The sequence below is a fragment of the Cryobacterium sp. M25 genome (genome assembly GCF_002929635.1).
In the GTDB taxonomy this organism is placed as follows: domain Bacteria; phylum Actinomycetota; class Actinomycetes; order Actinomycetales; family Microbacteriaceae; genus Cryobacterium; species Cryobacterium sandaracinum.
Window position 1 is genome coordinate 56,007 of record NZ_PJJU01000056.1, and the last position, 15,246, is coordinate 71,252.

Below are 15,246 nucleotides of genomic sequence, written 5' to 3' on the forward strand. Positions count from 1 at the left end.
GGCTACGAACGCCCACCCGCCTGGACCGAAGCCCACCACCTCGACCAATGGCTTGCAGACTCCGGCGGCCCTGCCCGGCAAGAACGCCCTCCTGCAATCACCAAAACCCCCGAAAAACCGTAAATTCTGATGCTCACCGAATCTGAACCAGCACTGCTAGGTTTTCCCTAGGAACGACCAGGGGCTGCATGATGATTGAAAATTGGCACTGGATCCTTGTCTATCCGGCCTTGATTCTGGTCGTGATGGAAACGCTTTGGATCGGTTCCCGCCGGCGCCCCGGCTTCGGGCACAAGACCGCCATCGTGATCACCATTGTCGTGCGAATCATCTACCTCACGTGGCGCGTGATGTTCACCATCCCGTCCGACGCCTGGTGGAACACTGCGACCGGCATTCTGCTGTTGACGGTCGAAGTACTCGGATTCGCACAATCGCTGGCGGTGTATGTCACCCTCTGGACCCCATACGCCGGGCGCACTGTGCCGTTGCCGCCAGCAGACGAGCTCCCGCGGGTCGACGTGTTCATTGCCACCTACAACGAGCCCGTGTCAATGCTCCGGATGACCATCGCCGGCGCCGTGGGCATGCGCTATCCGACCGACGGCGTTCGCGTTTTCGTCTGCGATGACGGCGCGCGTGAGGAAGTGCGCCAACTTGCCGAAGAGTACGGGGCCATCCATCTCATCCGGCCTGACCACGCTCACGCCAAAGCCGGCAACCTCAACAATGCGCTTGGGCGGAGCGACGGGGACCTGATCGTGACCCTGGACGCGGACATGGTTCCCCGGCCGGACTTCCTGGAGCGCACCGTCGGTCGTTTTCAGGACCCCGAGCTGGGCTTCGTCCAGGCACCCCAGGCGTTCTACAACGAGGACCCGTTCCAGTACAACCTGTTCTCCGGTCAGGCTTTGCCGAACGAGCAGGACTTCTTCATGCGTACCCTGCAGGCCGGCAAATCACACTTCAATGCGGTGATGTACGTGGGGAGCAACACGATGTTCCGCCGCTCGGCTTTGGAAAGCGTGGGCGGATTTGCAGTGGGTGTGATCACGGAGGATCTCGCCACGGGCCTCCTGATCCAGGGGGCCAAGTACCGGACCGAATTCGTGCCGGACATCATTGCGGCCGGGCTGGCCCCGGAGAACCTGGCCGACATGCTCAAGCAGCGTGACCGCTGGTGCCGCGGCAACATCCAGACGGCCCGCAAGTGGAACCCACTGACCCTGCCCGGACTCACACTCATGCAGAGGTGGCTCTATTCCGATGCGGTCGTCTACTGGTACTTCGGGGTTTTCAAGCTGATCTACATCATTACCCCGCTGCTCTTCCTCCTTTTCGGGGTGGTCGCCCTGGACACGAGCGTGGAGGCCCTGCTTATCTTCTGGCTGCCCACCTATCTCTGCGTGATGCTGTGCTTCGCCATCATCGTCGGACGTCGCCGGAGCCATTCCTGGAGCAACATCTACGAATTGGCGTTGACCCCCGCCATCGCGCTCTCCGCGGCAGCTGAGACGCTGGGCCTGCGAGTCAAAGCCTTCAACGTCACCCCCAAGGGCGTTGGCCTGAAAGAACAGGTCTTTCACTGGCGAATCGCGCTCCCCCACCTGGTGCTTCTGACCCTGGCGGTCGTCGGCCTGGTGCGAGGAATCTTCCTCAGCCCGGAACTCGCCAACACGAGCGCGCTGTACATCAACGTCTTCTGGTGCCTGTACTTCGTGGTCGGCCTGGTGCTGGCCGTCACTCTGTGCGTTGAGCGTCCACGCCTCCGGTCAGCCGAGCGCACGCCGATGAGTACACCGGTGACCGCAGCCTTCCAGAATTTTGGCGCTCACCCGGGTGAACTCGTCGACCTGAGCCTGATGGGGGCACGCATATCCATTCCCTGGTCGGAGCGGCTCGACCCGAAGGGCTTCGCCTCCAAGGCATCGTCGGTCACCGCTCTTCAGATCCCTGAGGTCGGCGAACTGCCCGGAATAGGCAGCTGGATCGTGAACTCCTCGGACGGTGTGACGATCGGCTTCCGTTTCGATCCGCTCACCCCGGAGCAGACCGTGGACCTGGTACAGGTGATCACCGAATCACCGAACTGGGTCCGGGGAGACGAGGAGGAGAAGGCCTACCTCGCCACTGCCGGCTGGCGTGCAGTACGTGGGGCCACAACGCCCACGCTTCCCTGGCGGCGCGCCCAGGTTCGGATGGCTACCAGCTCGTCGGCTGTTCTGCATCTCGTCACCCTCTTCGAGCGCGGCCCAGCTCTCGAACTCGCCCGGGAACGTGAGGCCGCGTTCGCCGTCGACCGCGTGCCCACCGCCGCGGCGGGAGGGCTGGCACTCGACGTCGTCGATCATCCGGAAGCGGAATCCCTGGATCGGGATCCCGGGGCGCTCACGGCAGCGGTCGAGGACATCGGCTTCGGCGGGTGCCGCCTATCGCTCCGCCACCGTCTAAAACCGGGAGCGCTAGTCATCGTCGAGATCCCCGGAAGCCTGGCACAGCCGGAGGTGGCCGAGGTGCGGTGGGTGAAACGACGCTGGGTGGGCTACGAGGCCGGCCTTCAATTCGACCGGGCGAACCCGACGGGATAAGGCCGAGCAGTGGCACTCTCATAGGGCGGCTGCGACATCACCCTCCGCCCCGGGCACCGCAGAGCGCCAGGGCTAGTGGGCGAACTGCACTTCGGGATGCACGGACGGCGTGGGCTTGGAGAACAGATAGCCTTGGCCGAAGCGGCAGCCCATGGATCTCAGCAGGTCCCGCTGGCTCGTCGTCTCGATGCCCTCGGCGACGACATCCAGGTTCAGGGAATCGGCCAGACGCAGGATTCCCTCCACGATCGCGCGATCGTGATCGGAGCTCTCGACGTCGCGAATGAACGTCAGGTCGATCTTGAGCAGGTCAACCGTGAACGCGCGCAGGTGCGTGAAAGATGAATACCCCGTGCCGAAGTCGTCGATGGCCAGCCGCACGCCCAGGCTCCGCAGCTCCTGGAAGGTCCGGGCCGCGGAATCGATGGCGTCGAGCACCGCGCTCTCGGTCAGCTCCAGCCAGAGCTGTTCCGGCGGCAGACCCGACTCGGCGAGGGCCCGCTTGACGACGTCACCGAAGTCATCCTGCACGAATTGCCGCGCGGACACGTTGACGCTGACCGCCACTCCCTGAGCCAGCCCCGTGGCCGCCCGGCACGCCTGGCCGAGCACCGTCGATCCGATTCCCTTGATCAGACCCACTTCCTCGGCGAGAGCAATGAAGTCACCCGGCATCACGAGCCCGCGCTCGGGCCTCCGCCAGCGTGCCAAAGCCTCGGTCGCCACCACCTTGTGGTCCTGCAGATCCACGATCGGCTGATACCAGGATTCGATCTGGCCCAGTTCCACCGCGTCGCGCAGGGCCAACTCGCTGTCGAGCCGCTGATGGATGCGGTACCGCAGGTCGTCGTCGAAGACCTCGTAGCGGGCGCGGCCGCGGTCCTTCGCCAGGTACATGGCCTGATCCGCATTGCGCAGGAGCAGTTCGGCATCGTCGTGCCCGAGGCCGAAAGCAATCCCGATGCTGGCGTCGACGGATGCCGACTGGTCGCCGATCGTGATCGGCCGCGCGATGGCCGCCTGGATCGAATCGGCGATCCGGTGCACATCCTCGCTGCCACCGACATCCGGGCAGATCACGACGAACTCGTCGCCTCCGATCCGGGACACCGTGTCGCCGGCCCGGATGCTTTGCCGGAGGCGGATGGCAACCTCGTTCAGCACTGTGTCACCGGCGTGGTGCCCAAGGCTGTCATTGACGAACTTGAACCGGTCGAGGTCGATGAATAGCACCGCAACGCCGCGACCCTGGCGCGACGCCTGCAGAAGCGCCTGCTTCAACCGGTCGAGCAGGAGCAGACGGTTGGGCAGGTTCGTCAGCGGGTCGTGGAATGCCAGGTGCTCAACCCGCGCCTCGGCCAGGCGTCGGGCGGTGATGTCCTCCAGCTGGTACAGCAGACCCCCGGCCTGGTCGCCCTCGAAGATCTCGGCGATGCTGACCTTGACCCAGGTTTCCTGATTGCCTTCGTGGCGCATCCGTCGGTCGATGCGTTGTCGGGTCGACGGACCTTCCAGGGCAGCGCTCTCCGACTCCTCATCGTCACCGTCCTCAGCCGGCATGAAGATCGTCTCGATATGGGCGCTGACGAGCGGGTTCTGGTGACCCGCCAGTTCCAGGAGCCGCCTGTTGGCGGCCACTACCTGTCCGTCGAGCGTCACGATGGCCGTTCCCAACGGCGAGGAAGCGAAGGCAGCCTCGAACCGGGCCGCGGCGGCCGTAGCCGCGTTCTCGGCCTCACGCTGCGCGGTGACATCGGTGACGCTGGCCAGGTGCCCGATGATGCCCTTCTCATCACGCATCGGGGCGGTGTTCACCTGCACCCAGTTGATGTGGCCCTCAGGGGTGCGGAACCGCAGGGTGGTTTCGTAGGGCTTGCCGGCTGCGGCGCTCGCTTCCCAACTGAGGAGCACCCGTTCCGCGTCGTCCGGATGGAGCGCGGTGGCCCAGCCGTCGCGGCGCGACTGACTCTTCGTGAGGCCGCTGAGTGCCAGCCACTGGTCGTTGGCGGACACGAGCCTGCCCGCGGCATCCATCTGCACGATTCCAACGGGTGCGATCTTGATGAGGGTGTGCAGCGTGTCGGCCGTCTCCGCGAGCTGGCGGGTTCGGTTCTCGACCGTCGCCTCCAACGTGTGGTTGGCCTCAGCGAGAGCCTGCATCGCGCCATCACGCTGACGATCGAGGTCACGCAGCCGGCGGGCAGCGACCCACGCCAGCACGCAGCTGAGCACTGTCATGCCGAGGATCAGGATGGCGACGCCGAAGGCCGTGTCGTACCAGCCCTGGCGCTGTCCCCACAGCCGCAGCCAACCGAGGATGAACGGTCCCAGAACCAGGAATGGAATGACCTGGCGGAGGAGCCGACCCGCACTGCCACCGCCTCGGAAGAGGCCGATCAGACCGGCATCGGGGCGCTGAATCAACAGGGCCGTGGCGAGGATTCCGACGCCCAGGGCCGTCTGCCAGGCCATACTCGTGTAGCCGCCCAGCGAATACAGCGAGGAGACGCCATAGGCATAACCCAGGATCGCGACCAGGCTGACGCCCAGAGCCGCGAATGCGAAGCCGAGCATCACGGCGGATCGAGCGGCCCGGCTGGCGATGACGGACGCACCGAGCAGGACCAGCGCCACCGACGTGGACGGCGCCATCCGCTCCGACCGCCCGCCGAAGTCGATTCCCGGCAGGAGCACATCGATGCCGAGTGATCGGCCGACGACGAACTCCGCGATTGTGAGGGCGCCAATCATCAGTGCCAGCAGACCCAGGGTCACGGTCAGCCTGCGACGATCGACGGCCAGCACGGCAACCGCCACCAGCACGAGCCCCAGGGCTGCCATCGGCTTCATCGCCAGCAGGTCGCGGAGCACGGGCGGCAGGGCGCCCGCTCCGACGTACCAACTGACCAGCACCAGGAGACCCATGGCACCGACTAGCGCCCCACCAAGCTGCCCGACCAACCGCATGCTGTTCCTCTGCTCCCGAAAAGCAGGTCTGCCGGTCGTTGCTTCTACCCTACTTTGTGCGCGGATTGCGGATATCCCCGGCGACTACTCGTCGGCCCACACGTTGGCGATGATGTCGTGCGTGTAGCCGTCCGGTCCGGTATTGACATATCTAGTGGCCAGCCAGATGTCGTCGCGAAGAAAGTGCGACTCACCGACGAGTTCACCATCCTCGGTTGTCTCGATGAGGCAACGCATTCCGCCGAGTTCCTCGTAGCAGTTCATTCCTGCGGCGGTCAGCCGGCTTTGAATCTGAGCCGACTGTTCCGGGGTCACCCACACCAGCTCCGTGGTGAGTCCCAGGCCGGACCCGCCGTTGGCGTTCGCCCACACGCAGGTGAGGCGCTCCCCGGTAGCGTCGATCAGGGCGATCAACTCCGGGTCGCCGGACCCGCGGTTGACGTCCGAGTTCTCCTCAGCGACCCAGGCCGGGTTGAGCACCAGGTCACCGAAAGCGGCCACGATCGCCGGGCTGTAGAGCTCATCACAGGTCGACGGATGCGGCCCATCCGTCGTGGCCGTCGGAGCAGGCACACTCGCGAGGGCCAGGGGAGCAGGGGACGAGTGCGGCTGCGGCCGCCCGACCGCCTCTCCCTCCGGCGCGCCCGCGCCGCCCCGCCAGACAATGAGCAGGACAATGAGGGCGATGACCAGCAGGGAGCCGACGGCGCCGAGGAGCACCCACATCCGTCGACGCGTCATTGCCGAAGCGGACACCGGACCTGCACCCATGCGATACCCCCAGAAAGATTCTGGACCAGCCTATCGCGGGTCTCGACAGGCCCGGGTCTCGACAGGCTCGACCAGCGGGGGCGAACGGGCTTAACGGAGGACGGCCCCCTGCCGAGGCAGGAGGCCGTCCATGGAACCTATCGCTAGTGACTAGTTGTAGGTGCCGGGGGTGAAGTCATCCGACGAAAAGCTGTCGAAGTCGACGAAGCTCAGGTCACCCTCGTTGAACGCTGCATCATCGGTGAAGATGCGGTTCGGGTAACGCTCAGCCTTGGCTTCATCCGTTGCCTCGACGGTGACGTCGCGGTAGCGGGGAAGACCGGTGCCGGCCGGGATCAACTTACCGATGATCACGTTCTCCTTGAGGCCCATCAGCGGGTCGCTCTTGCCTTCCATGGCCGCCTGGGTCAGAACCCGGGTGGTCTCCTGGAAGGAAGCGGCCGACAGCCAGGACTCGGTCGCCAACGAAGCCTTGGTGATACCCATGACTTCTTGACGAGCCGACGCCGTCTTCTTGCCCTCGGTGAGCGCGGTGCGGTTGAGGTCGTTGTACTTCAACCGGTCAACGAGCTCGCCGGGGAGCAGGCCGGTGTCGCCGTGCTCGACGACGGTCACCTTGCGCAGCATCTGGCGAACGATGACCTCGATGTGCTTGTCGTGAATCGGCACACCCTGCGACCGGTAGACATCCTGCACGCCACCGACGATGTGCTTCTGCACGGCGCGAACACCCTTGACGCGAAGAACTTCCTTCGGGTCGACGGCGCCGATGATGATCTGCGTGCCGAGCTCGACATGCTGGCCATCCTCGACGAGGAGAGTGGAGCGCTTGAGCACCGGGTAGGCAATCGGCTCATCGCCGTTGTCGGGGGTCAGGATGACCTTCCGGCTGCGGTCGGTGTCCTCGATGGTGATGCGACCGGCGGTATCGACGATCGGCGACGCACCCTTGGGGGTACGGGCCTCAAACAGTTCCTGCACACGAGGCAGACCCTGGGTGATGTCGTCGGCGGATGCCGATCCACCGGTGTGGAAGGTACGCATCGTGAGCTGGGTACCCGGTTCACCGATGGACTGTGCGGCGATGATACCGACGGCCTCACCGATGTCGACGAGTAGCCCGGTGGCGAGCGAGCGGCCGTAGCAGACCGCACACACTCCGACGGCCGACTCACAGGTCAGCACCGAGCGCACCTTGATGGTCTCGACACCGGCCTCGACCAGCTTGTCGATGAGCACGTCACCCACGTCGTCGCCGGCGTCAGCCACGATCTCACCCTTGGCGTTGACCGCCGGGGTGGCCAGGCTGCGAGCGTAGACCGCGTTTTCCACGTTGGGGTGGCGGACGAGATCGCCCATCGGGTTGACCTCGGCGATCGGCAGTTCCAGACCCTTGGTCGTGCCACAGTCGTCTTCGCGGATGATGACATCCTGCGAGACGTCCACGAGACGACGCGTGAGGTACCCGGAGTCGGCGGTACGCAGAGCCGTGTCGGCCAGACCCTTACGAGCACCGTGAGTAGCAATGAAGTACTCGGCGACGGACAGGCCTTCGCGGTAGCTCGAGATGATCGGGCGAGGAATGATCTCACCCTTCGGGTTGTTGACCAGGCCTCGCATACCGGCGATGTTCCGCACCTGCAGCCAGTTACCACGGGCACCGGAGGTGACCATGCGGTTGATGGTGTTGTCGGCCGGGAAGTTCTCCTGCATGGCCGCGGCAACGTCTTCGGTTGCCTTGGTCCAGATCTGGATGAGCTCCTGGCGACGCTCGAGGTCGGTCGTGAGACCCTTCTCGAACTGCGACTGCACCTTGGCGGCCTGCTTCTCATAGCCGGCAACGATCTGCGGCTTGTTCGGCGGGGTCAGGATGTCGCTGAGCGCCACGGTCACACCGGACCGGGTGGCCCAGTAAAAACCGGCGTCCTTGACGCGGTCAAGCGTCGCGGCGACTTCCACCTTCGGGTACCGTTCGGCGAGGTCGTTGACGATCGCCGAGAGGCTGCCCTTGTCGGCGACCTTTTCGAAGTACGGGTAGTCAACCGGCATGGCCTCGTTGAAGATCGCGCGGCCGAGCGTGGTGGTCACCAACACGGTTCCGACGGCCTGGCCGTTGACGAGTTCGACGCCTTCGGGCTGCGTGCCCTCTTCGAAGTACTTGTCGGCCAGACGGATGCGCACCTTGGCGTTCAGGTCGAGGCCCTGGTTCGCGTCCTTCTTCTGGTCGAAAGCGAGAATCGCCTCCGCGATCGAGGAGAACGCCCGGCCCTCGCCGATGACGCCTTCCTTGAGCGTGGTCAGGTGGTGCAGACCGATGATCATGTCCTGGGTGGGCAGGGTCACCGGGCGACCGTCAGACGGCTTCAGAATGTTGTTCGAGGCGAGCATCAGGATGCGCGCTTCGGCCTGGGCTTCCATCGACAGCGGCAGGTGAACTGCCATCTGGTCACCGTCGAAGTCGGCGTTGAACGCGGCACAGACGAGAGGGTGCAGCTGGATCGCCTTACCCTCCACGAGCTGAGGCTCGAACGCCTGGATGCCGAGGCGGTGAAGCGTCGGTGCCCGGTTCAGCAGCACGGGGCGCTCGCGGATGATCTCCTCGAGCACGTCCCAGACCTGCGGGCGTGAACGTTCGACCATGCGCTTGGCGGCCTTGATGTTCTGAGCGTGGCTCAGGTCGATCAGGCGCTTGATCACGAACGGCTTGAACAGCTCGAGTGCCATCTGCTTGGGCAGACCACACTGGTGCAGCTTGAGCTGCGGGCCGACGACGATGACCGAACGGCCGGAGTAGTCGACGCGCTTGCCGAGCAGGTTCTGACGGAAACGACCCTGCTTGCCCTTGAGCATGTCGCTCAGTGACTTGAGGGCGCGGTTACCGGTACCCGTGACGGGGCGGCCACGACGACCGTTGTCGAAGAGCGCGTCAACGGCCTCCTGCAGCATCCGCTTCTCGTTGTTCACAATGATCTCGGGGGCACCGAGGTCAAGCAGACGACGCAGGCGGTTGTTGCGGTTGATCACGCGACGGTAGAGGTCGTTGAGGTCGGAGGTCGCGAAGCGGCCACCGTCGAGCTGCACCATCGGGCGCAGTTCGGGCGGAATCACGGGGACGACGTCGAGCACCATCGCGGCCGGCGAGTTGCCGGTGATGATGAACGCGTTGACCACGCGGAGGCGCTTGATCGCACGGATCTTCTTCTGTCCCTTGCCCTCGGCGATCTGCAGGTGCAGGTTTTCGCTCTCGGTGACCAGGTCGAAGGCCAGCAAACGCTTCTTGATGGCTTCGGCGCCCATGTAGGCCTCGAAGTACATGCCGAAACGGTCCTGCAGCTCGTGGAAGACGGAGTCTTCGGGCTTTAGGTCGCCGACCTTGAGGGTGCGGAAGTCTTCCCACACGCGCTCGAGGTGAGCGATCTGCTCGTCGAGAGACTTGCGGACCTGGCTCATCTCCTTTTCGGCGGCGTCCTTGGTGCGCTTCTTCTGGTCGCTCTTGGCGCCTTCGGCCTCCAGTGCTGCGAGGTCGGTTTCCAGGCGCTGCAGACGGTCGGCGATGCGGGAATCGCGCTGGCCCTCGATGGTCTTGATCTCGAGGCGGAGCTCGTTCTCAAGGCCGGGCATGTCCTGGTGGCGGCCGTCTTCGTCAACCGTGATGACCATGTACGCGGCGAAGTAGATGACCTTTTCGAGGTCCTTCGGAGCCATGTCCAGCAGGTAGCCGAGACGCGAGGGGACACCCTTGAAGTACCAGATGTGGGTGACCGGGGCGGCGAGCTCGATGTGACCCATGCGCTCACGGCGCACCGACGACTTCGTGACCTCGACGCCGCAGCGCTCGCAGACGATGCCTTTGAAGCGCACTCGCTTGTACTTGCCGCATGAGCATTCCCAGTCCCTGGACGGGCCGAAGATCTGCTCGCCGAACAGGCCGTCTTTTTCCGGCTTGAGCGTGCGGTAGTTGATGGTTTCGGGCTTCTTGACCTCACCGTGAGACCAGCGACGGATGTCGTCGGCGGTCGCAAGGCCAATGCGAAGCTCGTCAAATGTGGTTACGTCGAGCAATTTCTCTCCTTGGAAAGTATTCGAAGTGTTCGTCATCGGCCGGGCCTAGATGTCGTCGATCGAAGACGACTCAAACCGGGTGGAAATGTTGATGCCGAGCTCTTCCGCAGCGCGGAACACCTCGTCATCCGTGTCGCGCAGGCTGACGGCGGTACCGTCGCTCGACAGCACCTCGACGTTCAGGCACAGCGACTGCATTTCCTTGATCAGAACCTTGAAGCTCTCGGGGATACCCGGCTCCTGAATGTTCTCGCCCTTGACGATGGCCTCGTAGACCTTCACCCGGCCGAGGATGTCATCGCTCTTGATGGTCAGGAGTTCCTGCAGGGCATAAGCGGCTCCGTATGCTTCGAGCGCCCACACCTCCATCTCACCGAAACGCTGTCCGCCGAACTGCGCCTTACCACCCAGCGGCTGCTGCGTGATCATGGAGTAGGGGCCGGTGGAACGGGCGTGGATCTTGTCATCGACAAGGTGGTGCAGCTTCAGGATGTACATGTAGCCCACGGAAACCGGGTTGGGGAACGGCTCGCCGGAGCGGCCGTCGAACAACTGGGTCTTACCGGTGCGGTCAATCAGGCGGTCGCCGTCACGAGTCGGGGTCGTCGAGTCGAGGAGACCCTCGATCTCGACCTCAAGCGCGCCGTCGAATACCGGGGTCGCGACCTTGGTGTTCGGAGCTGCGCTGTGCGCGGCCTCGGGCAGACGGCCGGCCCACTTGGGCTTGCCTTCCACCTGCCAGCCCTGCTTGGCGATCCAGCCCAGGTGGGTTTCCAGGACCTGACCGAAGTTCATGCGGCCCGGGATGCCCAGCGGGTTGAGGATGATATCGACCGGGGTTCCGTCGGCGAGGAACGGCATGTCCTCGATCGGCAGGATGCGGGAGATGACACCCTTGTTGCCGTGACGGCCGGCGAGCTTGTCACCCTCGGTGATCTTGCGCTTCTGCGCGATGAAGACCGCGACGCGCTGGTTGACGCCCGAGCCGAGCTCGTCGTCGCCGTCCTGCGAGTCAAAGACCTTGACACCGATGATGGTGCCGCGCTCACCGTGGGGAACCTTGAGGCTCGTGTCGCGAACTTCGCGGCTCTTCTCGTTGAAGATGGCACGCAGCAGGCGCTCCTCGGCGGACAGCTCGGTCTCGCCCTTGGGCGTGACCTTGCCGACGAGGATGTCGCCGGGGCGAACCTCGGCACCGATCCGGATGATGCCGCGTTCGTCGAGGTCGGCGAGCAGATCAGGCGACACGTTGGGCAGATCGCGAGTGATCTCTTCCTTGCCCAGCTTGGTGTCGCGAGCGTCAACCTCGTATTCCTCGATGTGAATCGACGAGAGGGTGTCGTCCTTGACCAGGTTCTGGCTCAGGATGATCGCGTCCTCGAAGTTGTAGCCTTCCCACGGCATGAACGCGACGAGCAGGTTCTTGCCGAGAGCGAGTTCTCCGTTTTCGGTGGCGGGGCCATCGGCGATGACTTCGCCGACTTCGATCCGCTCGCCGGCCTGCACGATGACGCGGTGGTTGTAGCTGGTGCCTTGGTTGGAGCGCGCGAACTTGCGCAGGTAGTACTCCTGCGTGCCACCCTCGTCGAGCTGGATGGTGACGACATCGGCCGAAACCTCCATCACCACGCCGGCCTTGTCGGCGGTGAGCACGTCACCGGCGTCGATGGCCGCAAAGACCTCCATGCCGGTACCGACGAGCGGGCTCTCGCTCATCAGGAGCGGGACGGCCTGACGCTGCATGTTGGCACCCATGAGGGCGCGGTTCGCATCGTCGTGCTCGAGGAACGGGATGAGCGAGGTGGCGACGGACACCATCTGGCGAGGCGAAACATCCATGTAGCCAATGTCTTCCGCGGGGAAGAGGTCGACCTCTCCACCCTTCTTGCGGGCGAGAACACGGGCGTCGGCGAAGTGCCAGTCCTTGGTGAGCGGGGCGTTCGCCTGGGCGACGATGAACTCGTCTTCTTCGCTGGCGGTGAGGTAGTCGATCTGGTCGTTCATGACCTTGCCATCGACGACGCGGCGGTACGGGGTCTCAATGAAACCGAAGGCGTTGATCCGTGCGAACGAGGCGAGCGAACCGATCAGGCCGATGTTCGGGCCTTCCGGGGTTTCGATGGGGCACATGCGGCCGTAGTGCGAGGGGTGAACGTCTCGCACCTCGACGCCGGCACGGTCACGGGACAGACCACCCGGACCCAGCGCGGACAGGCGACGCTTGTGCGTCAGTCCGGCGAGCGGGTTGTTCTGGTCCATGAACTGCGACAGCTGGCTGGTACCGAAGAACTCCTTGATCGCGGCGACGACGGGGCGCACGTTGATCAGGGTCTGCGGGGTGATCGCTTCGATGTCCTGCGTGGTCATTCGCTCGCGAACGACGCGCTCCATGCGGGACAGGCCGGTGCGCACCTGGTTCTGGATGAGCTCGCCGACGGCACGGATGCGACGGTTGCCGAAGTGGTCGATGTCGTCGATGTCGATGCGGATGTCGGTCTGCTTGCCGTCGCGGACTCCGGCGATCGTGGTCTGGTTGTCGTGCAGCGCAACCAGATACTTGATCGTGGCCAGGATGTCCTTGAGCGTCAGCACGGAGTCGCTGAGCGGCGCTTCGAGTCCGAGCTTGCGGTTGATCTTGTAACGACCGACCTTGGCCAGGTCGTAGCGCTTGGAGTTGAAGAAGAAGTTGTCGAGGAGCGCACGCGCGGCCTCGGCGGCAACCTGCTCGCCCGGACGCAGTTTGCGGTAGATGTCCTTGAGGGCTTCTTCCTTGGTGAGGATGTTGTCCTTCTCCAGGGTGAGCTCGATCGACGCAAAGCCCTTGAACTCCTCGAGGATCTCTTCGCTCGTGAGGCCGAGGGCCTTGAGGAAGACGGTGACGGACTGCTTGCGCTTGCGGTCGATGCGAACGCCGACCTGGTCGCGCTTGTCGATCTCGAATTCGAGCCAGGCACCGCGGCTCGGGATGACGCGAGCGGAGTAGATGTCCTTGTCGGACGTCTTCTCCTGCTGGCGGTCGAAGTAAACGCCCGGGGAGCGGACCAGCTGTGATACGACGACACGCTCCGTGCCGTTGATCACGAAGGTGCCCTTGGGGGTCATCAGCGGGAAGTCACCCATGAACACGGTCTGGGTCTTGATCTCACCGGTGAGGTGGTTCATGAACTCAGCGTTCACATAGAGAGGTGCGGAGTAGGTCTTACCCTTTTCCTTGCACTCGTCAATGGTGTACTTCTCCGGCTCGAGCTCCGGGTTGGTGAACGACAGCTGCATCGTTTCGCCGAGGTCCTCGATGGGTGAGATCTCTTCGAAGATCTCGTCGAGCCCGGTGCGAGTCGGCAGGTCCTGTCGACCGGCCGCCTGGCCTTCTGCGACACGCTGTTTCCAGTTGTCGTTACCGACGAGCCAATCGAAGCTCTCGGTCTGCAAAGCAAGCAGATCCGGAACAGTCAGATTGTCGGTGATCTTCGCGAACGAAAGACGGCCAGCGGCGCGTCCGTTCTTGGGTGAGTTGGTGGTTGCGTTGCGCGCAGCAGCCAAGGAAATAACCTCCGTGGACCCCGTCAGGTCTAGTCACTGTTAGTAAGGAATACCGAGTACGAACTCCTCAGACCCTCGAGTTCTGAAATTCCGGTGTTCTGAAATCCTGGAACGAGGTATGCGTCAAGGTGGCTTGAGCACGCAAAGCCGACCGCAATATGAAGGCAGAGTTTAGTCTGGGAGCGCAAAGAATAACTATATGCCGGTTAGCTCACCGTGTCCACTCAATTCTTGACGTGCCATAAATTCTCAGGTATAACCCGGTTTCGGGCCGCTCCGGTTCAGACTGCGGAGGGCGCAGACTTGAGGGATGAGCAGGCCTGTAGCGCAACATCCGTCGATCACCTTGAAACTGAGCGGCCACCATGCGGTCATCGAGCCCGACCGATTCACCCCGGGCAGCTTCAACCTGATCGTGGACGGCACGCCGCAGTCGAACGTGAACCTGGACGATCCGGGCGAGCTGTTCTTCGAATACGTGCAGCGGATCGGTCACGTGATCGACCTGATCGGCGAGGTGGGCGAGCCGATCACCGCCGTGCACCTCGGCGCCGGCGCGCTGACCCTCCCCCGATACGTGGAGGCGACCCGGCCGGGCTCCCGCCAGCAGGTCGTGGAGCTGGAGAGCGACCTGATCGATTTTGTTCGCGGTGAGCTGCCCTGGGACAAGCGGGCGCAGCTGCGCGTGCGGCACGGTGATGCCCGCGAGGTGCTGGCCAAGCTGCCGGCCGGGCTGCACGGCGCGGTGGACCTCGTCGTCGTCGACATCTTCTCCGGGGCCCGCACCCCGGCCCACGTGACCAGCCGCGAGTTCTACGAGTTGGCCGCTCCCCTTCTGTCGCCGCGCGGGGTGCTCGTCGTGAACGTCGCCGACGGGCCCGGTCTGCCGTTCGCCCGCTCACAGGCCGCGACGCTGTCAGCCGTCTTCGGACACGTGCTCGCCCTCGCGGAGACCCAGGTGCTCAAGGGGCGCCGGTTCGGCAATATCGTCTTCGTTGCCGCGCACACCCCCATCGACACGAGCTGGGTGTCGCGGCTGCTGGCGGGCGGGCCGCATCCGTCGAAAGTGGTCGAGGGTGCTGAGCTCACGCACTTCATGGCGACCGCGATGGTGACGACGGATGTGACGGCCACCCCGTCCCCGCTGCCCGGCCGCACGGTGTTCCAACTCGGCAGCTGAGCCGCGGTTACGCCGGGGGCCGCGCGCCGGGGGTCACGCGCCGGGCGTCGCGCGCCGGGGGTCGCGCGCCGGGTGATGTGTGGCCAACTCAGGAGATCCGGGGCCAAGGTGCTGCGGGCATCCGTGTTCATGCGGCTT

Annotated in this window: 6 protein-coding genes; 2 read left to right on the forward strand and 4 right to left on the reverse strand. The window is 64.3% G+C overall.

All coding sequences use genetic code 11. The annotated features are described in order from the left end of the window. The first annotated feature begins 188 nt into the window (after positions 1-188). Positions 189-2,588 (forward strand): glycosyltransferase family 2 protein, encoded by a 2,400-nt coding sequence (locus CXY81_RS12240; RefSeq protein WP_104194986.1) that lies wholly within the window; start codon positions 189-191, stop codon positions 2,586-2,588. Positions 2,589-2,660: 72 nt separating this feature from the next. Here the strand turns inward: CXY81_RS12240 and CXY81_RS12245 are convergent, their stop codons facing one another. The 4 genes from CXY81_RS12245 to rpoB form a co-directional block, all read right to left on the reverse strand. Next, positions 2,661-5,555, reverse strand: coding sequence for a bifunctional diguanylate cyclase/phosphodiesterase (locus CXY81_RS12245; protein ID WP_104194987.1), 2,895 nt, complete (start codon positions 5,553-5,555; stop codon positions 2,661-2,663). A gap of 84 nt (positions 5,556-5,639) precedes the next feature. After that, positions 5,640-6,296, reverse strand: a complete 657-nt coding sequence (locus CXY81_RS12250; RefSeq protein ID WP_146067690.1) for a hypothetical protein — start codon at positions 6,294-6,296, stop codon at positions 5,640-5,642. Between the two features lie 180 nt (positions 6,297-6,476). Continuing rightward, complete coding sequence (locus CXY81_RS12255; protein WP_104100992.1) at positions 6,477-10,388, reverse strand: DNA-directed RNA polymerase subunit beta'; 3,912 nt, start codon at positions 10,386-10,388, stop codon at positions 6,477-6,479. A gap of 45 nt (positions 10,389-10,433) precedes the next feature. Continuing rightward, positions 10,434-13,928 (reverse strand): DNA-directed RNA polymerase subunit beta, encoded by a 3,495-nt coding sequence (rpoB, locus tag CXY81_RS12260; protein ID WP_104100993.1) that lies wholly within the window; start codon positions 13,926-13,928, stop codon positions 10,434-10,436. Between the two features lie 310 nt (positions 13,929-14,238). Here rpoB and CXY81_RS12265 point away from each other — a divergent pair, with 310 nt between their 5' ends. Then, positions 14,239-15,108 (forward strand): spermidine synthase, encoded by an 870-nt coding sequence (locus CXY81_RS12265; RefSeq protein WP_104171734.1) that lies wholly within the window; start codon positions 14,239-14,241, stop codon positions 15,106-15,108. Positions 15,109-15,246: the final 138 nt, after the last annotated feature.